We start from the raw sequence: 18,768 nt of genomic DNA, 5'->3' as shown, positions 1-18,768 counted from the left end.
CAACGTGGAAAACGTCATGTGCGCGTTCGGCATTGGGCTTCAGCTGGGATTCTCAGCTGACGTGATCGTGGAGGCCCTTGAAGAGGCCCCGCAGATTCCCGGCCGCCTGGAGCGCGTGGATGCGGAGCATACCGGCAACGTATCGGTGTTCGTGGATTACGCCCACACGCCCGATGCGCTGGAAAAGGCGCTCGGATCCATCATGGCGCTCACGCCGGGCCGCACCATCTGCGTGTTCGGCTGCGGCGGCGATCGCGACGCCAGCAAGCGGCCCATCATGGGACGCGCGGCTCTTGCGGCCGATTTCGCTGTAGTGACTTCGGACAACCCGCGCACGGAAGACCCCAACGCCATCATCGAGGACATCGTAAGCGGCATGGGCGCGGGCCTGGATCGCTTCGACGTGGAACCCGACCGCCGCGCGGCCATCGCTCGCGCGCTGCAAATTGCGAAGCCCGGCGATTCGGTGCTGGTGGCGGGCAAGGGACACGAGGACTACCAGCTGGTGGGCGATCAGGTGCTTTCGTTCGACGACCGCGTGGTAGCCGCCGAAGAACTGGAACGCGCCTTTGGCCCTGGCTCTGGATCGCAGGAGTAGCGCATGCGCTTGAACCTCAAACAGATAGCCGCCTGCACGGGCGGCTCCTTTTCGGTAGAGCCGCTTGATGCGTGCGTTATCGCTACGGGCTTGACGTGGGATTCCCGTGACGTGAAGCCGGGCGACGTGTACCTGGCTTTGCCGGGCGAGCGTGTGGACGGCCATGATTTCGTGGCCGCGGCCTTGCGCGCAGGAGCTGTGTGCGCGCTCGTGATGCAGCCGATCGATCCGTCCGTGCAGATGCTCGCGCGCGAGCTGGGCGCTGCCGTGATCGAGGTGCCGGACACCGCGCATGCCGTGACCGACCTAGCGCGCGAGTGGCGCGGCCACCTGAAGGGCCGCATTATCGCGCTGACCGGCTCTACGGGCAAGACCACGACCAAGAACCTGGTGCGCGACGTGCTCGCCGCGTCCCACACGGTGGTGGCGACCGCCGGCAATCAGAACAACGAGCTGGGAGTTCCCAAGACCCTGCTGAACGCCCAGCCGGAAACCCAGGCCGTGGTCGTGGAGATGGGCATGCGCGGCTTGGGCCAGCTTGCCGACCTGTGCGATTTCGTGCGCCCTGATTGGGGCATCGTGGTGAACGTGGGCGAAAGCCACATCGAGCTGCTGGGAAGCCGCCAGAACATCGCGCGCGCCAAAGCCGAGCTGCTGTGCGCCCTGCCCGAGGGCACGGGCCGCGCGTTCGTGAACGCCGACGACGACTTCGCCTCGTACGTGCGCGATCACGCATGCCTTGACAAACGCCGGGTGGACACGGTGCTGTTCGACGGATCGTTGCAGGCGGCCGACCGTCGCGCGGCTTTCTCCGAGCAGGATCGCGCGAACGCGTCCGTGTGGGCCGAGCAGATCGAGCTTGACGACCAAGGTCGCCCTTGTTTCATGCTGCACGCGTGCGGTTTCGCCGAGGACGGCGCGCACGAGGCGGTCGCGTGCTCGCTCAACCTGCGCGGGCTGCACAACGTGTCCAACGCCTGCGTCGCCGCGGCGGTGGGGCGTTCGTTCGGCATGAGCCTGCACGATGTTGCGGGCGCGCTTGCCAAGGCCGAGCCCGAGGCGGGACGGCAGGAAGTGCTCGAGGCGCGCGGCGGCTTCACCGTGGTGAACGACGCGTACAACGCGAATCCGGATTCCATGCGAGCGTCGTTGTCGACGTTCTGCTCGCTGAACGTTTCCGGAAAGCGCATCGCCGTGCTGGGAGACATGGGAGAGCTGGGCGACTACGCGTTGGCATGCCATGCCGGCATCGGGCGCCTGGCTGCGGATCTGCCCCTTGATCGACTGGTGTGCGTGGGCGAATTGGCGCAGGTCATAGCCGATGCTGCAGAAGAGTTCGGCATGGAGCCCGGGCGCATCGTGCGCGCGGCGGCGTTGTCTGAGGTTTTGGATTGTTTGGACGATTGCGTAGAGCCCGGCGATGCCGTGCTGGTGAAGGCATCTCACTTCATGGGTCTCGAACGCGTAGTCAAAGGACTGGTTAATTAATATGTTCACTATTTTCGCTCAATACCCGACGTTTCTCGTGTTCTTGGCCATCGTGCTGGCCATTGCGTTCACCATCGTGCTGATGCCGGCATGGATCAAGCTTTTGAAGTCGAGCCATATCGGGCAGCAGGTGCGTGCGGACGGGCCTGAAAGCCATCTGGTCAAGCAGGGCACGCCTACCATGGGCGGCGTCATCATGCTAGTGGCCGTTGTGGCGGTTGCTCTGCTGGTGGGCAAGCCCACGGCCGAAACGTTCGCGCTTGTGAGCGCTACCGTTCTGACCGGCGCGTTGGGGCTTATCGACGACGCGTCGAAGGTGGTCAAGGAGCGTTCCCTGGGCTTGACCCCGAAGGCCAAGCTGGTGGGCCAGTTCCTTATCGCTACGGTGTTCTGCCTGGTTGCGGTGAACTGGCTGCACGTTGCCCCCACGGTTGAGATCCCGTTCGTCTACACGTTCGACCTGGGCGTTCTGACCACGGTCGTGCCCGTTGGGGACGGTATCGCCATCCCTTGGCTGTACCTGGCGTTCGTGGACATCCTGCTGGTGGGCCTGTGCAACGCGGTGAACCTCACCGACGGGTTGGACGGCCTGGCGGCGGGAACGGTCATGATCGTCATGATCGTCATGGCGGCCATCGCGTACCGCTCCGACATGCTCGAGCCCGCCATCTTCGGTGCGGCGCTTGCGGGCGCGTGCATCGGCTTTCTGTGGTTCAACTCCTTCCCGGCCGACATCTTCATGGGCGACACGGGTTCGCTCGCTCTGGGCATGTCGCTTGGGTGCCTTGCGGTTCTCACCAAGTCCGAGTTCATCGTGCTCATCATCGGCGGCCTGTTCGTGGCCGAGGCGCTGTCGGTCATGATCCAGGTGCTGTACTACAAGAAAACGAAGAAGCGCATCTTCTTGATGGCTCCGTTGCACCACCATTTCGAGAAGAAGGGCTGGAGCGAAACGAAGGTGGTCGTGCGATTCTGGATCATCTCCGGCGTTCTGGCTGCAACGGGCTTCTCCCTGTACTTCGCCGAAACGCTCATGGCGGTGGCGTAGTCTATGGAGGATCGCGTGTACAGATCGCATTGCAAGCGCGCGCCGGAGAACTTGGGGCGCGTGCTCGTTTTGGGGCTTGGCAAAAGCGGGCGCGCGGTAGCCGATTATCTGGTTGCCGCGGGCGAGCGCGTCGAAAGCCTGACCGTGGCGGCGGGCGCGCGCACGGCGAGCGCCGAGGACGCTGCGGCTTCGCTTGCTTCGGCGGGCGCCGCAGTGCTGTTCGACCTCGATCGCATCGAGGGCGCGTTCGATCTTTGCATCGCCAGCCCCGGCATTCCCGAGGGGTCTTTGCTGTACCGCAGCGCCGCGCAGTGCAGCGCCGAGATCATCGGCGAGGTGGAGTTCGCTTGGCGCGAGAGCGCAGCCGACAGCCGTTGGGTGGCCATTACGGGCACGAACGGCAAGACCACGGTCACGGCTCTTGTCGCGCACCTGCTTCGCGCCGCCGGCATGAACGCGAAGGCCGTCGGCAACATAGGCGATACATGCTTGGAGGCCGTGGCGGGTGGCGACACCGACGTGTACGTGGCCGAAGTCTCGTCGTACCAGCTTGCGTCCACCGTCCGGTTCGCGCCGCAGGTGGCCGTGCTGCTCAACATCACGCCCGACCACCTGCATTGGCACGGCTCCTTGGAGGCGTACCGCGATGCAAAGCTGAAGATCCTCTCGAACCTTGCCGCCGTTCCGGAATCGGTTGCCGTGCTGGATGCCGTGAACGACGTCGTCCGGGCCGAGGTGCGCCGCCTGCGCGCGTTGGAGCCTGCGCAGCGCGGGTTCTCGTACGTGCCGCTGGGCACGAGCGCGGGCGTGCGCGGCGACATGCGCGCCGCATGCGGAAGCGAGAACGCGGCGTTTTTGGGACCTGATGGGTGGCTGCACGTGGCCGAAGGCCAGCATGACCGCGCCCTGGTTCCCGCCGAATCCCTGCTCATCAAAGGCGAGCACAACGTTTCGAACGCGCTTGCCGCAGCGGCGGCGGCGCTCGCGTTGGGCGCGGACGAGGCGAGCGTGGCCGCGGGCTTGCGCACGTTCGCGCCGCTTGAGCATCGCGTCGAGCCGTGCGGAAGCGTGCGCGGCGCGGCGTGCTACAACGATTCCAAGGCTACGAACGTCGACGCCACGCTCAAGGCGTTGGCGGCGTTTCCCGAGGCGCGCCCGATCGTTCTTCTGGGTGGCGACGACAAGGGCACCGACCTGGCTCCTCTGGTTGCCGCCGCGCACGAGCATGCGCGCGCGGCGGTGTGCTTCGGCGCGGCGGGCGCTCGGTTCGCCGACGCTTTCGCGGCCGCGTCGCCTGAAGCCCCTGCTGGTTTTGAGCTGTTGCGCGCAGGCGGCCTGGAGGCTGCGTTGGACGAAGCGCTTGCCGTCGCGCGCGCGGGCGACGTGGTGCTGCTGTCTCCGGCGTGCGCGTCGTTCGACGAGTTCGGCTCGTTCGAGGAGCGCGGCCGCGCATTCAAAAGCCTGGTAGCCGCTCGCGCAGCGGCGCTGGGCGCGTAGCGGGTCGGCTATGGCGCGCACGCGAAGCGACAGGCGGGACGCTCCCGCTCACATCATGGGTCCGCAGATCATCCTGCTTCTGACGGTTCTCGCCCTCATGCTCATCGGGTTCGTGATGATCTACTCCACGTCGGCGGTCATCACCTTGGCCAAAACGGGCGCGGACGGAGCCGGGAACTCGATGGCCGAAACCATCAACCAGATCAAGTTCGCCGTCGTCGGCGTGGTCTTGGCAGTGGTGATATGGAAGTTCGTGCCCGTATCGCTATGGCGCAGCAACGTGGTGTGGGCGCTGTGGGCCTTGGCGTTTCTGCTGCTCGTGGCCACGGCGGTGGCGGGCGTGGGCGACGAGGAATGGGGCGCTCGCCGCTGGCTCAGCATCGGCGGCTTCAGCTTGCAGGCGTCCGAGTTCGCCAAGATCGCGCTGATCTTGGTGGCGGCGCGCCTGTTCGCCGACTTCCGCGAGGGGCAGTACACCACAAGCGCGTTTTTGTGCCTGGTCGGTTTGCTGGTGGTGGCTCCGGTGCTCATGATCTTGGGCCCGCAATCCGACCTGGGAACCGCCATGATCTGCGTGGTGGGCATTCTGGCCGTCATGTGGCTGGGGGAGGTTCCGCTTCGGACCATGCTCATCGTGGTGGGCGTGGTGGTCGCGCTGGGCTTGATCGGCATCTTCGGATCGTCGTACCGCCGTGATCGCCTCATGGTGTTCCTGAATCCGTGGAACGACGGGCAGGGAGGCTTCGATACGGGGTACCAGCTGATCCACTCGCTTTACGCCCTGTCGGGCGGCGGCTTGTTCGGGCAGGGCTTGGGCAACTCCCATGAGAAGTACCTGTACCTTACCCAGGCCGACACCGACTTCATCTTCGCCATCATTGGCGAGGAGCTGGGCCTGGTGGGCGCGCTCGTGGTGGTGGCGCTGTTCTTGCTGCTGCTGTACGCGGGCATGCGCATAGCGGGATCGGCTTCCGACAACTTCGGCACCATGGTTGCCGGCGGTTGCACCATCATGATTGCGTTCCAAGCGTTTCTCAACATAGCCATGGTCATCGGGTGCTTTCCCGTGGTGGGAAAGCCGCTGCCCTTCGTGTCGTCGGGCGGATCGTCGCTGGTGGCCATGTTGATCATGGTCGGGATCATTTTGTCGGTGTCCCAAAGCGCGAACGGCCCCACGGTGTACGATCGCCGACGTGCCGATCTGCGCGTGGTGCGCGCCGCCGAGCCCAGCTTGGACGGCAGGGGCGAGGGGCGCGGGTCAAGATCGTTGTCTCGACGTGGCAGGAGGTAGCGTCATGCTTATCGTTTTATCCGGCGGCGGAACGGCCGGCCATATCAACCCCGCGCTTGCGCTGGCCGAAGAGCTGGAGAAGCGCGGATGCACCGTGCGCTTCGCCGGTACTCCGACAGGCGTCGAGTCGCGCCTGGTGCCCGCTGCGGGCATCGAGTTCAAAGCGTTCGAAGCGCAGGGTTTCGATCGAAGCCATCCGCTGACGCTGCCGAAAGCCGTCATGAAGATACAGAAGAGCACCGGTGAGGCCAAACGGTGGTTCGACGAGATCCAGCCTGACGCCGTGGTGGGCTTCGGCGGGTACGTGTGCATTCCGGTGGCGCGCGCCGCCGAGCAGCGCGACATCTCCGTGGTGGTGCACGAGCAGAATTCGGTTATGGGCATGGCGAACAAGTACCTTGCGAAGCGCGCTGCCGCCGTGTGCCTGACCTACGAGCGCGCGGCCGAGGCGCTTTCGGACAAGAGCCGGGTCAAGGTGACGGGCAACCCTGTGCGCTCAAGCGTGTTCGGGGCGACCCGCGCCGAGGGGCGCGCTGCCTTCGGCGTGCCCGACGATGCGCGCATGCTGCTGGTTACCGGCGGCAGCCTGGGCGCGCGCCATCTGAACCAAGCGGTGACGGCGCTCAAAGACGCGCTGCTTTCCTACGAGGATCTGCACGTGGTGCACGTCACCGGCCCGAAGGAGCTTGACGCGGTGACGGACGCGCTTTCCCTCAGCGAAGCCGAGGCTCGCCGCTGGCACCTGTACGGCTACACTGACCAGATGGGCTTGGCCATGGCGGCGGCCGACGCCATCGTCTCGCGTGCGGGCGCCACGTCGCTCGCCGAGATATCGGCGCGCGCCCTGCCTGCTTTGCTGGTTCCGTTCCCGTACGCCACCGAAGACCACCAGACCATGAACGCGCGCGCGTGCGTTGACGCCGGCGCTGCGTTCATGGTGGCCGACGCCGACGTGGAAGGCCCCGAATTCGAGCGCTTGCTGCGCACGCTCGTCGAAGATGCCGACGTGCGCGAGCGCATGGCCTGCGCGGCGCGGGCGCAGAAGACGAAAGACGCCGCCGCCCTTTTGGCGGACGCGGTCATGCAGGCTGCGTCGAGTCGAGGCTCAAAAGACGCTCGGTAGGGTACAATGGCGGTTCGCGAAAGACGAGAGGCAATCGAAGGACGAAAGATGGAAACAACGTGCATCGAACAGGTTCACTTCATCGGCGTGGGCGGGGTCGGCATGAGCGGCATCGCGCGCGTCGCGTTTGACCAGGGGATGCAGGTGAGCGGCTCGGACATCAAGGAAAGCCGCTACACCAAGCAGCTCAAAGACGCCGGCATCACGGTGCACGTCGGCCATGATGCGTCCAATATTCCCGCGGGGGATCCCGTGGTCGTCGTATCGACCGCCATCTTGGACAACAACCCCGAGCTGATCGCCGCCAAAGAGCGCGGACTGACCATCTGGCATCGTGCCCAGATGCTCGCCCACCTGGGCGTGGGCCTGGAGACGCTTGCCGTGGCCGGCACGCACGGCAAGACCACGACCTCGTCCATGCTCGCCAGCGTGCTGGACGGAATGGGCGAGGACCCCACGTTCCTCATCGGCGGCATCGTGCGCGCGTACGGCACCAACGCCCATTCGGGTGCGGGTCGTCATTACGTGGTCGAGGCCGACGAGTCCGACAAGTCCTTCAGGCACCTGTCCCCGAAGGCCGTCCTCGTGACCAACATCGAGGCCGATCACCTGGACCACTATCGCGATCTTGACGAGATCTACGAGAAGTTCGCCGCCTTCATCGCATCGGTGCCCGCCGACGAAGGCGTGGTCGTCGCATGCGGCGAAGACGAGGCTTTGGTGCAGCTGGCGCAGCAAGCCGACCGCAAGCTGGTCGTGTACGGCTTCGCCGAGGGGTGCGACGCGCGCATCACGTCCTACGAGCCTCATGGCGTGGGCAGCGACTTCGTGCTTTCCCTGCCCGACGGCCAGCAGGTTCGCGCGCATGTCAAGCAGAATCCCGGTCGGCACAACGTGCTGAACGCCGCCGGCGTGGTGGCGCTTTTGTGGGCGCTCGGCTACGATGCGCAGGCTGCGGCCGACGCGCTGAGCGGGTTTGCGGGCGTCAAGCGACGCTTCGACCTGATAGGGGAGGTGGCCGGCGTGACCGTCGTGGACGACTACGCGCACCATCCCACCGAGATCGCTGCCACGATCGAAGCTGCCTCGCGCTTGGGATTCTCGCACGTGCACGTGCTGTTCCAGCCGCATCGCTACTCGCGTGCGCCGCTGTTCACCGAGGTGCTTAAAGACGAGTTCGCGGCCGCGTTCGACGCTGCCGACGCCGTGACGTTCATGGACGTGTATCCGGCGGGCGAGGCTCCCGTCCCCGGCGTGTCCGGCAAGACGTTCTTGAACGTCGTGCTCGACCACGTCGGTCATCCGGAGGCGGCGTACGTTCCCCGCCGCATCGAGGTGGTTCCCTACCTGCTGTCCAAGCTGGGCGCGGGCGACCTGCTCATCACCATGGGCGCGGGCGACGTGACGGCTATCGGGCCGCAGCTGGTCGATGCGCTTGAGCGGGGCGTTGATCCGTCTGCAGCGGCTTCCGGCCAGGCCTCGCGGGCGTGATGCCTCGATGACCGCTCGCCATACCTCTCCGCTCGAGGCGCTGCTCGTCGACGACGCGTTCGACGGCGACGTGTACCCGGCAGAGCCTATGGCTCGCCATACCATGTACCGCATCGGAGGGCCGGCTCGCTTTTACGTGCAGGTGGCGTCCGTAGGCGCGCTCAAGCATCTTGTCGAGGTGTGCGAGGCGTCCGGCGTCCCCTGGGTTGCCGTCGGGCGCGGAAGCAACCTGCTGGTTTCCGACGAGGGCTATCCGGGCGTGGTGGTGACGCTGGGCCGCGATTTCCGCACGTGTCGCTTCGACGAGGACGCGAAGCGTTTCTGCGTAGGGGCCGGGGTGCCGCTGTCGTCGGTGGTGCAGGAGGCGTTTCGCCGTTCGCTCGCCGGGTTGGAATTCGCGGTGGGCACGCCGGGAACCGTGGGCGGCGCGTTGCGCATGAACGCGGGATCCCGCGACGAGTGGATTGGATCGCGCGTGGTTTCGGTGACCACGCTCGATGCTCGAAAAGGCCTGATGCGGCGCGCAGGGGACGAGATTTCCTGGGGGTATCGCTCCAGCTCGTTCGCTCCCGACGAGGTGATCGTGGAATGCGAACTTTCCGTAGAACCGGCCGACCCGTTCTACTTACGAGGTAAGATGGAGGCGTCGCATACGCGGCGCAAGAAGACGCAGCCTCTGTCGCTTCCTTCATGCGGCAGCGTGTTTCGCAACCCCGAAGGGGATTCCGCTGGCCGCCTTATCGAGGCGGTCGGTTTGAAGGGCTGCACGATCGGCGGAGCCCAGGTGTCCGAAGTTCATGCGAATTTCATCGTGAACAAGGGCACCGCGACTGCGCGCGACGTGATGGATCTGATCGAGCTGGCTAGATATAAGGTGTACGAAACGTATGGCATCGAATTACAACCGGAAGTCCGCTTCCTCGGGTTCTCGTAAGGCGTCTTCGCGCCCGCGGCGCTCGGCGGGCGCAAGCGCGCGGCCCGCTGCGCCTTCCCGCGGCGCGGCGAACCGTCCGGGCGGTCGTTCCTCGTCGTACGGCGGGGCTTATCGCGCTATGCCCGGCGGCCAGATGCCCAATCGCCGATCCGGTCAGAACCAGCCGCCGCTCACGTCCGTGCGCGTGGGCGACTTGGATCGTGCGCAGCGCTCTGCGCGCACGCAGCGCACGTATCGCCGCCATCTGGTTCGCATCGGCATTGCGGCCGCGTTCGTGGGCGCGCTCGTCATAGGTGGAGTAGGCGTCTACTATTCCAGCCTGTTCACCATCGAAAGCGTATCGGTGAAGGGCGTCGAGCACCTGACCGCCGAGGACATGCAGAACATGGCTGGAGTTCCGGCGGGCACCACGCTTTTGCGCGTGGACGCCTCCAAGATCAGGGACAACCTGCTGAAGAACTCCTGGGTGCAGGACGTGTCGGTGAATCGCATTTTCCCCGACACCTTGGAGCTGGCGGTGACCGAGCGCACCATCGAAGCCGTGGTGGAGGTGCCTACGCAAAACGCCGAGAAGACGCAGCCGTGGGCCATCGCGTCGGACGGCATGTGGCTCATGCCCATTCCCGACAGGGATTCGGAAGCCGGCAAGAAGACCAGCTCGAAGGTGTACGAGGACGCCGATTCCGTGCTGCGCATCACCGACGTGCCGTACGGAACCAAGCCGGAGGTGGGGGCGTACTGCACCGATGCCAACGTGAACAACGCGCTCGACATCGTTTCGGGAATGACAACCGAGCTTGCCGGTCGCGTGACCGCCGTCAAGGCTACGGAACGGGAGTCGACCACGCTCACCATCAAAGACGGTCCGGACATCGTCTTTGGAACCGCGGACAACATCCGTGAAAAGGAGAGAGTCTGTCTGGAAATCATGAAGCAGCATCCGGACGGCGTTGCCTACATCAACGTGCGCACCGTTGATCGCCCAACCTGGCGCGCTTCGTAAGTACGACGGGACGGCGAGACGTTACGCTCGCCGAACTATATGTGGACGTGCGGTTATCATTACCGCAGCGTAATTTGCAAATGGTTGATCATCGTGTACAATAACCGCACGTGAACGGTTCCCACGGAACAGAATCGCAGCATTTGAAAACGCAGCAGGTGTGGAGGAAACAATGCCAAACAATTTGGGTGATCATTTGGCGGTCATCAAGGTCGTCGGCGTCGGCGGCGGCGGCACGAATGCCGTGAACCGCATGGTCGAAGCGGGCGTGCGCGGCGTCGAATTCATCGCCGTCAACACCGATCGCCAGGCGCTGCTCATGTCGGATGCCGACAAGACGATCCACATCGGCGAAGAGCTGACGCGCGGTTTGGGCGCCGGTGCGAACCCCGAGGTGGGGTGCCAGGCGGCCGAGGAAAGCCGTGCGGAGATCCGCGAAGCGCTCGCCGAGGCGGACATGGTGTTCGTTACGGCTGGCGAAGGCGGCGGCACGGGTACGGGCGCTGCGCCTATCATCGCTGAAATCGCACGCGAGGAAATCGGCGCGCTGACGGTAGGTATCGTCACCAAGCCGTTCTCGTTCGAGGGACGCACGCGTCGCAACCAGGCTGAGCAGGGCATCGACCTGCTGTCCCAGAAGGTCGACACCCTCATCGTGATCCCGAACGATCGCCTTCTCGAGATCGTCGACAAGAAGACCAGCATGCTCGATGCGTTCCGCATCGCTGACGATACGTTGCGCCAGGGCATCCAGGGCGTAACCGACCTGATCACCATTCCGGGCCTTATCAACCTGGACTTCGCGGACATCCGCACCGTCATGAAGGACGCGGGCACGGCCATGATGGGCATCGGCCTGTCTTCGGGCGAGAACCGCGCTCTCGACGCCGCTCAGCAGGCTACGAACTCGAATCTGCTCGAGGCATCCATCGCCGGCGCGTCGCGCGTTTTGTTCTCTATCGCGGGTGGTCCCGACCTTACGCTGACCGAGGTTGACGAGGCTGCTCGTACGGTCGAGGCGTGCGCGGACGAGAACGCCAACATCATCTACGGCCAGATCATCGACGAGACCATGCAGGACCAGGTGCGCATCACCGTTATCGCTACGGGTTTCAAGATGGGCTCTGCGCAGCAGTCCGCCATGGACTTCTCGCGTAAGGACCTGTTCGCATCGACGTCCGCTCCGGAGCCTGCTCCCCAGTCGGTCCCGATGTCGTCGTACTCCTCGCGCACGAACGCATCCGGTCGTTTCGCCGACGAGGACTACATTCCCGACTTCCTGAAGCGCCAGCATTAAGAGCGGCCGCCGAATGGTTGCGACCGAGCAGCTGCCCAGTCCGCTTTTGAACGCGCGCCGTTTCGGCGCGCGTTGTCTTCCTGCGCTTACCGACGACAGGCTGTATGAGAACATCGGCGTGCGCGTTGCTTTCACGGGCCGCGAGGGCGGCGTGAGCAAGGGCCCGTACGCATCGCTGAATCTAGGTTCCCACGTGGAGGACGATCTTTCTTCCGTGCAGGAGAACCGCAGCATCCTGCTTGAAGCTCTTGGCGCTTCGGATGCCCGGCTCGTCATGGCGAACCAGGTGCACGGCGATACGCTGGTATGCATCGAGGATGCATCCGCACCGCTTGTCGACGAGGCTTGCACGCAGGCCCAAAAGGGAGCCGATGCGCTGGTAGTCGGGGCTCGCGGCGTTGCGGCGCTGCTGTGCTTCGCCGATTGCGTGCCCGTCGTGATCGTGTCTCCTACGGGGCGTTTCGCCGTGGTGCATGCGGGGTGGCGCGGCGTGATGAACGGCGTGGCTGCGAAAGCTGCGGAAACGCTGGCGCAGCTTGATCGCCCTCGTTTGGGAGCAGGCGCTTCGAGCGAGTACAACGTGTACGTAGGCCCTCATATTCGCACATGCTGCTTTGAAACCGGCACGGACGTGCGCGATCGGTTCGCTGCTCGATTCGGAAGCGGCTGCATCGCGGACAACGGTCATGTCAGCCTGGTGAAGGCCCTTTCCGTCGGCTTGGAAGAGGTGGGCGTTTCCCCGCATCGCATCGTGGATGCGGGCGTATGCACCCAGTGCTCGCATGAGGAGTATTTCTCGTATCGCGCGTCAGGCGGCGTGTGCGGCCGGCACGGTGCGATCGCGTATAGGAAGGCAAGGTAGGCATGGGCTTCAAAGAACGCTACGAACGTACGCTGGCCGATCTTGCGGCAAGCTGCCGGGACGCCGGGCGCGACCCTCGCGAGGTTCGCTTGGTGGCTGTCTCCAAAACGGTGGGCGTGGCCGAAGTGGCTGCCGCGCTCAAGGCCGGGGCCTGCGATTTCGGCGAGAATCGGCCGGACATGCTTATGGAGAAGGCCGAAGCTTTCCCGAACGCTACCTGGCATTTCATAGGGAACATCCAGTCGCGCAGGATCGGCGACATCGTGGCGCATGCATCGCTTGTCCATTCGCTGCATCAAGAGCGGCATCTGGCTAAGTTCGACGCTGCCGCAGCCGAGGCGGGGAAGGTGCAGGACGTGCTCTTGGAGGTCAACGTGTCGGGCGAGGCCAGCAAAAGCGGCCTTGCGCCCAACGAGGTTGTCCCCATGCTCGCGCGGTGCGCGGATTTCCCGCATGTGCGCGTGCGGGGGCTCATGACGATGGCTCCGCAGGGAGATCTTGACGCGGCGCGCGCGTGCTTCGAGGATCTTGCGCGTTTGCGCGACGAGGTGCGCGGTACTCTCGATGCGCAGCGAGCAGCGGTTTTCGATGAACTTTCTATGGGTATGAGCGAGGATTGGCACGAGGCCGTTCTTGCAGGCGCTACCATAGTGCGCATCGGTCGAGCCCTGTTCGACGAGGAATTCGAAGCAACGCACGCGTGAGAGCGCGACGCGAACCGAAACAGTTTGCAGCGGCGGCGCGACCGTCGGAAATGAAACGAAGCAGGTGAACGGTATGGAGTTGCCAAAGATGAAGAAGTCCGGGGGCGGCGGGATGCTCGACGGGATCAAATCGAAGCTCGGCTTTGCCGATGCGAACCAAGAGTACGACGACGGTTATTACGACCGCGGCTACGATGATCGGAGCTTCCAAGACGACTTCGACGGCGATTACGCCGGGGACTACGGCGAGTACGGCCCCGATTATCGCGAGGATGCAAGCCTGGGCGGTGACGCGCCGGCATCCAAGTACGATCCGTACGCGCCGGTTACCACGCGTCCGGCGCGCTCGTCGAGTCGCGCGTCGGCGCGCAGCGCAGGGTTCACCCCGCCGAAGCTCGTCTCCATCGACGACGTGCGTGCGCACACCCAGGTTCCCGAAAGTCTCAACCGGGATCCGCTGCCGCAGCGCCGCGTGAGCTCGATTTCGTCGGCGGCTTCGTACCGCAGCGATCGCACGATGGTCGACGCGGCAACTTCCGCTCCGGCCAACACGCCGAACGCGCGCGCCGCAGCCGCTCAGAACCGCGAGCGCTCCGAAAGCTTGAACTCGCTGTTCACGTCTACGGCTCCCGATCCGGTCTTGGACGCCGCGCCCGCAGCCGCGGGCGCAAGGTCGAACGCCACCGTGGCGACGGCTGTCGCCAATCCCGGCGCTGGCGTAACCGCTCCCGCGCCTGTTGTCGCGGCTGCTCCTGCGCGCGCCATCACGTTGCTCAAGCCTGCCAGCTACGGTGAGGCGGAGCGCGTCGCGAAGGCCCTCAAGGAAGGCGACGCGGTGGTCATCGCTTTGCGTAACACGCCCGATCATCTGTCGAAGCGCATTCTCGATTTCGCGTTCGGCGTGTCGTGCGCGCTTGACGCAAGCGTCGACTGCATTGCCGACAAGGTGTTCGTCATCACGCGCGGTGCCGCTCTCAGCGAAGCCGAGAAGGCCGCGTTGCGCAATCAGGGCGTGCTGTAATGGCGCGCGCGAGCGTTTCCCGCATCGCCGTCATCGGCGGCGGAAAGATGGGCGAGGCCATCATGGGCGGCTGGATAGCCGGTTCCTCTGCGCCCGCCGATGCGTTCGACGCATCCGTTTTCGTGGTTGCCGATCCCGGCCAAGAGCGCCGCGACTATTTGTCCGAGCGCTATCGCGTTGCCTGCGTGGCGGATGCGAGCGCGGTGGAGGGTGACGTCGATCTTGTGCTTTTAGCCGTTAAGCCGCAGGTTATGATGGATGTGCTGGAGGGAATTGCCAGCCAGCCTTCGTTTGCGGGCGGGGTCGAGGGCCCTTTGTTCGTGTCCATTGCCGCAGGGCTTTCGACCGAGCGCTTGGAAGCCGCCCTGCCGGCGGGCGCGCGACTGGTGCGCGTCATGCCGAACACGCCGCTTTTGGTGGGTGCCGGCGCGACCACGGTTGCCGCGGGCTCGCAGGCGTCTTCGGCCGATGTGGAGCTGGTGCACGGTCTGTTCGCCTGCTTGGGCGAAGCGTACGTCGTCGACGAGGAAGCCATGGACGCCGCAGGTGCCGTGAGCGGCTCCGGTCCGGCGTACGTGGCCGCTATGATAGAAGCGCTGCGCGACGCTGGCGCGAGGCAGGGGCTCGATCCTCAGCTTGCCGAAGCGCTTGCGCTGCAAACCGTGTACGGAACGGCTTCGCTCATGAAGGAGACGGGGCAGGACCCCGCCACCACGCGCGTTGCCGTGTGCAGTCCCGGAGGCACCACGTTGGCGGCGCTCGCCGCTATGGACGAGGCCGGGTTCTCGCACGTGTTCGATGCCGGCGTTGACGCCGCCGTCCGCCGATCGAAGGAGCTTTCTGCATGTTGAGTTTGAAGTACCTGATCATTTCCATCGCCGACGTTTACAGCATGGTGCTGTTCGTGTACGTGATGATGTCCTGGCTTCCTACCGATCGCGGTATCCTGGCCGACATCAACAACGTGCTCGCAAAGCTGTGCGATCCGTACCTCAACCTGTTCAGGAAGCTGATTCCCCCGCTTGGAGGTATAGTGGACGTTACTCCCATCATTGCCCTGCTTGTATTACAATTAGGAGTACGTTTACTGATTGGCTTGTTCTAACGCGTACAATCGTGCCTGCTTGCAGTGTGCGTACTGGATGAAGGGAATAACAGATGGCTATCACCTCGGCTGAGATCCACAACCAGAGCTTCTCGATCGACCGCAAGGGATACGACGTCGATGAAGTGGACGTGTTCCTCGAGCACGTTGCCGACGAGATCGATGGCATGAACGCCCAGATCATTCAGCTTGAAAACCAGCTGGATGACCGCAAGTTCGACGGGTTCGACACGCCGGCTCGCACGGTTGAGATGCCGGTCGTCGACGACAGCCTGCTTGCCGAAAAGGACGAGCGCATCGCCGACCTGGAGCGCCAGCTTGAGGCGAAGAAGGCTGATGACAACGCCATCGCTCAGGCGCTCATCATCGCGCAGCGCTCTGCCGACGAGATTATCGCCAACGCGAACGCCCAGTCTGCGGCCACCATCAAGGATGCCGAAGAAGAGGCGCAGCGCATCATCGACAAAGCCGAGAACGAGAAGCAGAAGGTTCTCGACGCCATCAAGAAGCTCGAGGACGATCGCGAGGATTCTCGCGAGGAGTACCAGGAGCTGCTTACGGACTTCATCAGCGACGCAACGCGCAAGCTGGCCGAAATCGGCGGCTCGCTGCCTACCGGCGGCATCGCGCTGCCCGCAAGCGCTCATGCGCGCGTGTCCGCACCTGCCGAAGCGGCGTCTACGGGTCGCGTGACGTCTCCGGCGCAGGCTCCCATCAACCGCGACGGTGCGGGCGCCTACACCGCTCCTCAGCCGACGACGGGCGCGGTGGTTGCTCCGGCAACTCCCAGGCCGTCGGGCGCAGAGAAGGACCTTTCGGGCTTCGGCGACGCCGACGACGCTTTCGAGTTCGAAGATCTGGACTAGTTCTTGCCGGCCTCGAGCCGGTGAACCTGCTTGACGTTGCGAAGCCCCCGCGCTCCGTTTCGTTGCCGCAGACCCCCGTTCGTGCGTACGTGCATGGGCAGGGATTGCGCGACGGATTCGGATGCGCGGGGGCTTTTGCCGTTCCTTGGTGCCGTTTACGTTGGTTTTCAGTCTATTCCCAGGGATTTTCCCGGTATTTGTTGCCATCTTTTGAAAACCGTTGACGATGACGCTACGTCATCGCCTATGCTCGGACACGTGAACGCGCGGGGGCGTGTTTGCCAGGACGAGTACGTGGCAGCCTAGCGAGCTGCCGCAAAGGAGCATCCATGACCGATCCGAACTACCTGACTGTAGGAGAGCTGGCGCGGCGCGTCGGGGTGACGGTGCGCACTATCCAGTACTACGATCAGCAAGGCTTGCTGTCGCCTTCTGCGAAGGGGCCTCAAAACCAGCGCCTGTACACCGACGCCAACGTGAAAGACCTGTATCGTATTCTGACCTTGAAGTACCTGGGCTTGTCGCTCACTCAGATCAAATCCGACGCAGCTCTTTACCAGCAGGCCGCCGCGGTGCAGGATCTTGCGGATGCGCAGATGGATGCTATCGAAGAGCAGTTCCTTTCCCTGTTCAAGCGCATGACCACGCTTCGTGCGCTGCATGATGAAGCGCAGAGCGCGCAAGACGTCGACTGGGCGCGCATGGCCGAGGCGGTCGAGCGCTGTCAGGACGAAAGCCGCTTTTTCTGGAGGCTCACCTGCATCCGCGACGACGCGCCGCCGCAGGAAGCCGAGGAGCGGATCGCTCGCGGCGAGTCCGTGTCGAAGTGGCACGAATTGATTGCCGACACCATTCGCCAGATGCCCGCGCGCGAGTCCTTGACCAGCCCGCGGAACCAGGATCTTGCGCGGCGGTACCTGGAGCTCGAGGATTCGCAGGACGCCGCCCATGCGGAAGCGAACTTCATCCTTATGGAGAACATGGCCCCGCATGCTCATGGAGACGGCTCGTTCGACGAGTTGCGCCAGGCCGTGTTCGACCACCTTGAGGCTGTGGTGGCCGCGTATCAAAACTATTCCGGGCCGGTCGAGTAGCCGTGCCGAGCGCGACGTTCAGGAGCGGAGACGTCTCTCCTCCATCTCCGACCCGTTCCTGAACGTCGCGGATTTTACCCGTGTTCCAAGCTGAAGGACGGCGTGCGCCGCCCCTGGCTTTGCATACCCTGGACTTGAAAGGAACCGCCCATGATCGTGTCGTGGATGACGACGAACAAGTGCAATCTCAAGTGCGTGCACTGTTACCAGGATGCCGAGGAGGCAACCGATCGGGAGCTTTCGACCGAGGAAGCCTTCGCCATGATCGAGCAGATCGCACGCGCCGGATTCAAGATCATGATCTTCTCGGGCGGCGAGCCGCTCATGCGCCCGGATATCTATCAGCTGGTGTCGCATGCGGCTTCGCTTGGCTTGCGGCCCGTGTTCGGCTCGAACGGCACGCTTATCACGCCCGAAGTGGCCCAGCGCCTCAAAGACGCGGGCGCTTGCGCCATGGGGATCAGCGTGGACAGTTTGGACGCTGCCAAACATGACAAGTTTCGCGGGCTGGAGCATGCCTACGATCTGACGATGGGCGGCATCGAGGCATGCAAGAGCGTAGGGTTGCCGTTTCAGCTGCACACGACCGTGGTCGACTGGAACCGTGACGAGGTGTGCGACATCACCGATTTCGCCGTGCAGGCAGGCGCCATCGCCCATTACGTGTTCTTCCTCATCCCCGTCGGGCGCGGGAAGTTCATTCAGGAGACCAGCTTGCACGTGCTTGAGAACGAGCGCCTGCTCAAAGACATCATGACGAAAGCCGCCGAAGTTCCCATCGACGTGAAGCCTACGTGCGCGCCGCAGTTCACGCGCGTGGCGAAGCAGCTTGGAGTGGACACGCGCTTCGAGCGCGGATGCCTGGCGGGGCTGACCTACTGCGTGATCGGCAGCGAGGGCATCGTGCGACCCTGCGCGTACATGACCGAGGAAGCCGGCGATGTGCGGCAGACGCCCTTCGACGAGATCTGGAGGACGAGCCCCGTGTTCGAGCAGCTGCGGACCCAGGCATATTCCGGCGCATGCGGCACCTGCGACTACGCGCAGGGCTGCGGCGGATGCCGGGCGCGTGCGGCGTACTATCACGACGGGGACATTCTGGCGCAAGACGACTATTGCGCGCACGGGCTTCAGCTGGATGATCCAATGTGCCAGCCGGCGTAGAGCTTGTTGGTTTTGTATAAGTATTTGACCAGGTCATTCGATGAAAGGACTGTTCTATGATCCAAGGCACATTTTCTCAGCGCGCGATGGCGTGCGCAGCTGCGGCGGTTTTGGCTGCATCGATGCTGCTTGCCGGATGCGCAAGCTCGGCTCCCGCCGAATCCGGCGAAACCGCTCCGGAA

Annotated in this window: 18 protein-coding genes; all 18 read left to right on the top strand. The window is 64.3% G+C overall.

Features of this window, described 5'->3' with window-relative positions; genetic code table 11:
* Positions 1 to 598 (top strand): Mur ligase family protein (locus tag ACMNI9_RS01185; RefSeq protein ID WP_418830447.1); only part of this gene is annotated, 598 nt, incomplete at its 5' end.
* 3 nt (positions 599 to 601) lie between these two features.
* Complete coding sequence (locus ACMNI9_RS01180; protein WP_418830445.1) at positions 602 to 2,086, top strand: UDP-N-acetylmuramoyl-tripeptide--D-alanyl-D-alanine ligase; 1,485 nt, start codon at positions 602 to 604, stop codon at positions 2,084 to 2,086.
* 1 nt (position 2,087) lies between these two features.
* Entirely contained in the window at positions 2,088 to 3,134 is a 1,047-nt protein-coding gene (gene mraY / locus ACMNI9_RS01175; RefSeq protein WP_114567202.1) for a phospho-N-acetylmuramoyl-pentapeptide-transferase, read from the top strand.
* 15 nt (positions 3,135 to 3,149) lie between these two features.
* Entirely contained in the window at positions 3,150 to 4,631 is a 1,482-nt protein-coding gene (gene murD, locus ACMNI9_RS01170) for a UDP-N-acetylmuramoyl-L-alanine--D-glutamate ligase (protein ID WP_418830441.1), read from the top strand.
* Positions 4,632 to 4,641: 10 nt separating this feature from the next.
* A complete protein-coding gene (locus ACMNI9_RS01165) occupies positions 4,642 to 5,922 on the top strand; it encodes an FtsW/RodA/SpoVE family cell cycle protein (RefSeq protein WP_418830439.1) in 1,281 nt (426 codons plus the stop codon).
* A 4-nt stretch (positions 5,923 to 5,926) separates the two neighbouring features.
* On the top strand, positions 5,927 to 7,045 hold the full coding sequence (murG, locus tag ACMNI9_RS01160) for an undecaprenyldiphospho-muramoylpentapeptide beta-N-acetylglucosaminyltransferase (protein ID WP_418830436.1): 1,119 nt from the start codon (positions 5,927 to 5,929) through the stop codon (positions 7,043 to 7,045).
* A 48-nt stretch (positions 7,046 to 7,093) separates the two neighbouring features.
* Complete coding sequence (gene murC, locus ACMNI9_RS01155) at positions 7,094 to 8,536, top strand: UDP-N-acetylmuramate--L-alanine ligase (RefSeq protein ID WP_418830433.1); 1,443 nt, start codon at positions 7,094 to 7,096, stop codon at positions 8,534 to 8,536.
* Between the two features lie 7 nt (positions 8,537 to 8,543).
* The gene (gene murB / locus ACMNI9_RS01150; RefSeq protein WP_114567207.1) at positions 8,544 to 9,470 is read left to right on the top strand and encodes a UDP-N-acetylmuramate dehydrogenase; all 927 of its coding nucleotides are present in this window, start codon (positions 8,544 to 8,546) and stop codon (positions 9,468 to 9,470) included.
* On the top strand, positions 9,424 to 10,473 hold the full coding sequence (locus ACMNI9_RS01145) for a cell division protein FtsQ/DivIB (protein ID WP_114567208.1): 1,050 nt from the start codon (positions 9,424 to 9,426) through the stop codon (positions 10,471 to 10,473). The genes murB and ACMNI9_RS01145 overlap by 47 nt, the downstream gene beginning before the upstream one ends.
* Before the next feature lie 172 nt (positions 10,474 to 10,645).
* Entirely contained in the window at positions 10,646 to 11,770 is a 1,125-nt protein-coding gene (ftsZ, locus tag ACMNI9_RS01140; RefSeq protein WP_114567209.1) for a cell division protein FtsZ, read from the top strand.
* Positions 11,771 to 11,783: 13 nt separating this feature from the next.
* A complete protein-coding gene (locus tag ACMNI9_RS01135; RefSeq protein WP_114567210.1) occupies positions 11,784 to 12,632 on the top strand; it encodes a polyphenol oxidase family protein in 849 nt (282 codons plus the stop codon).
* A 2-nt stretch (positions 12,633 to 12,634) separates the two neighbouring features.
* The gene (locus ACMNI9_RS01130; protein ID WP_114567211.1) at positions 12,635 to 13,336 is read left to right on the top strand and encodes a YggS family pyridoxal phosphate-dependent enzyme; all 702 of its coding nucleotides are present in this window, start codon (positions 12,635 to 12,637) and stop codon (positions 13,334 to 13,336) included.
* Between the two features lie 73 nt (positions 13,337 to 13,409).
* A complete protein-coding gene (gene sepF, locus ACMNI9_RS01125; RefSeq protein ID WP_114567212.1) occupies positions 13,410 to 14,357 on the top strand; it encodes a cell division protein SepF in 948 nt (315 codons plus the stop codon).
* A complete protein-coding gene (gene proC / locus ACMNI9_RS01120) occupies positions 14,357 to 15,208 on the top strand; it encodes a pyrroline-5-carboxylate reductase (RefSeq protein WP_114567213.1) in 852 nt (283 codons plus the stop codon). The genes sepF and proC overlap by 1 nt, the downstream gene beginning before the upstream one ends.
* Entirely contained in the window at positions 15,202 to 15,462 is a 261-nt protein-coding gene (locus ACMNI9_RS01115; RefSeq protein ID WP_114567214.1) for a YggT family protein, read from the top strand. The genes proC and ACMNI9_RS01115 overlap by 7 nt, the downstream gene beginning before the upstream one ends.
* A 53-nt stretch (positions 15,463 to 15,515) precedes the next feature.
* Positions 15,516 to 16,328 carry a DivIVA domain-containing protein gene (locus ACMNI9_RS01110; RefSeq protein WP_114567215.1) on the top strand — a complete coding sequence of 271 codons (813 nt, stop codon included), beginning with the start codon at positions 15,516 to 15,518 and terminating at the stop codon, positions 16,326 to 16,328.
* A 329-nt stretch (positions 16,329 to 16,657) separates the two neighbouring features.
* Entirely contained in the window at positions 16,658 to 17,422 is a 765-nt protein-coding gene (locus ACMNI9_RS01105) for a MerR family transcriptional regulator (protein WP_114567216.1), read from the top strand.
* A 150-nt stretch (positions 17,423 to 17,572) separates the two neighbouring features.
* Positions 17,573 to 18,586, top strand: a complete 1,014-nt coding sequence (nirJ2, locus tag ACMNI9_RS01100) for a putative heme d1 biosynthesis radical SAM protein NirJ2 (protein ID WP_114567217.1) — start codon at positions 17,573 to 17,575, stop codon at positions 18,584 to 18,586.
* The last annotated feature ends 182 nt before the right edge of the window (positions 18,587 to 18,768 follow it).

The organism is Paraeggerthella sp. (assembly GCF_048427265.1).
Lineage (GTDB): Bacteria > Actinomycetota > Coriobacteriia > Coriobacteriales > Eggerthellaceae > Paraeggerthella > Paraeggerthella hominis.
This window is presented reverse-complemented; position numbering and strand designations above follow the sequence as displayed.

Excerpts from the sequence above, each read along its gene's own strand:
- murG (WP_418830436.1), top strand. The coding sequence starts at position 5,927 with ATGCTTATCGTTTTATCCGGCGGCGGAACGGCCGGCCATATCAACCCC.
- ACMNI9_RS01165 (WP_418830439.1), top strand. The coding sequence starts at position 4,642 with ATGGCGCGCACGCGAAGCGACAGGCGGGACGCTCCCGCTCACATCATG.
- nirJ2 (WP_114567217.1), top strand. The coding sequence starts at position 17,573 with ATGATCGTGTCGTGGATGACGACGAACAAGTGCAATCTCAAGTGCGTG.
- ACMNI9_RS01105 (WP_114567216.1), top strand. The coding sequence starts at position 16,658 with ATGACCGATCCGAACTACCTGACTGTAGGAGAGCTGGCGCGGCGCGTC.
- murC (WP_418830433.1), top strand. The coding sequence starts at position 7,094 with ATGGAAACAACGTGCATCGAACAGGTTCACTTCATCGGCGTGGGCGGG.
- ACMNI9_RS01115 (WP_114567214.1), top strand. The coding sequence starts at position 15,202 with ATGTTGAGTTTGAAGTACCTGATCATTTCCATCGCCGACGTTTACAGC.
- ACMNI9_RS01180 (WP_418830445.1), top strand. The coding sequence starts at position 602 with ATGCGCTTGAACCTCAAACAGATAGCCGCCTGCACGGGCGGCTCCTTT.
- ACMNI9_RS01130 (WP_114567211.1), top strand. The coding sequence starts at position 12,635 with ATGGGCTTCAAAGAACGCTACGAACGTACGCTGGCCGATCTTGCGGCA.
- ftsZ (WP_114567209.1), top strand. The coding sequence starts at position 10,646 with ATGCCAAACAATTTGGGTGATCATTTGGCGGTCATCAAGGTCGTCGGC.
- proC (WP_114567213.1), top strand. The coding sequence starts at position 14,357 with ATGGCGCGCGCGAGCGTTTCCCGCATCGCCGTCATCGGCGGCGGAAAG.
- ACMNI9_RS01135 (WP_114567210.1), top strand. The coding sequence starts at position 11,784 with ATGGTTGCGACCGAGCAGCTGCCCAGTCCGCTTTTGAACGCGCGCCGT.
- mraY (WP_114567202.1), top strand. The coding sequence starts at position 2,088 with ATGTTCACTATTTTCGCTCAATACCCGACGTTTCTCGTGTTCTTGGCC.
- murB (WP_114567207.1), top strand. The coding sequence starts at position 8,544 with ATGACCGCTCGCCATACCTCTCCGCTCGAGGCGCTGCTCGTCGACGAC.
- ACMNI9_RS01145 (WP_114567208.1), top strand. The coding sequence starts at position 9,424 with ATGGCATCGAATTACAACCGGAAGTCCGCTTCCTCGGGTTCTCGTAAG.
- ACMNI9_RS01110 (WP_114567215.1), top strand. The coding sequence starts at position 15,516 with ATGGCTATCACCTCGGCTGAGATCCACAACCAGAGCTTCTCGATCGAC.
- sepF (WP_114567212.1), top strand. The coding sequence starts at position 13,410 with ATGGAGTTGCCAAAGATGAAGAAGTCCGGGGGCGGCGGGATGCTCGAC.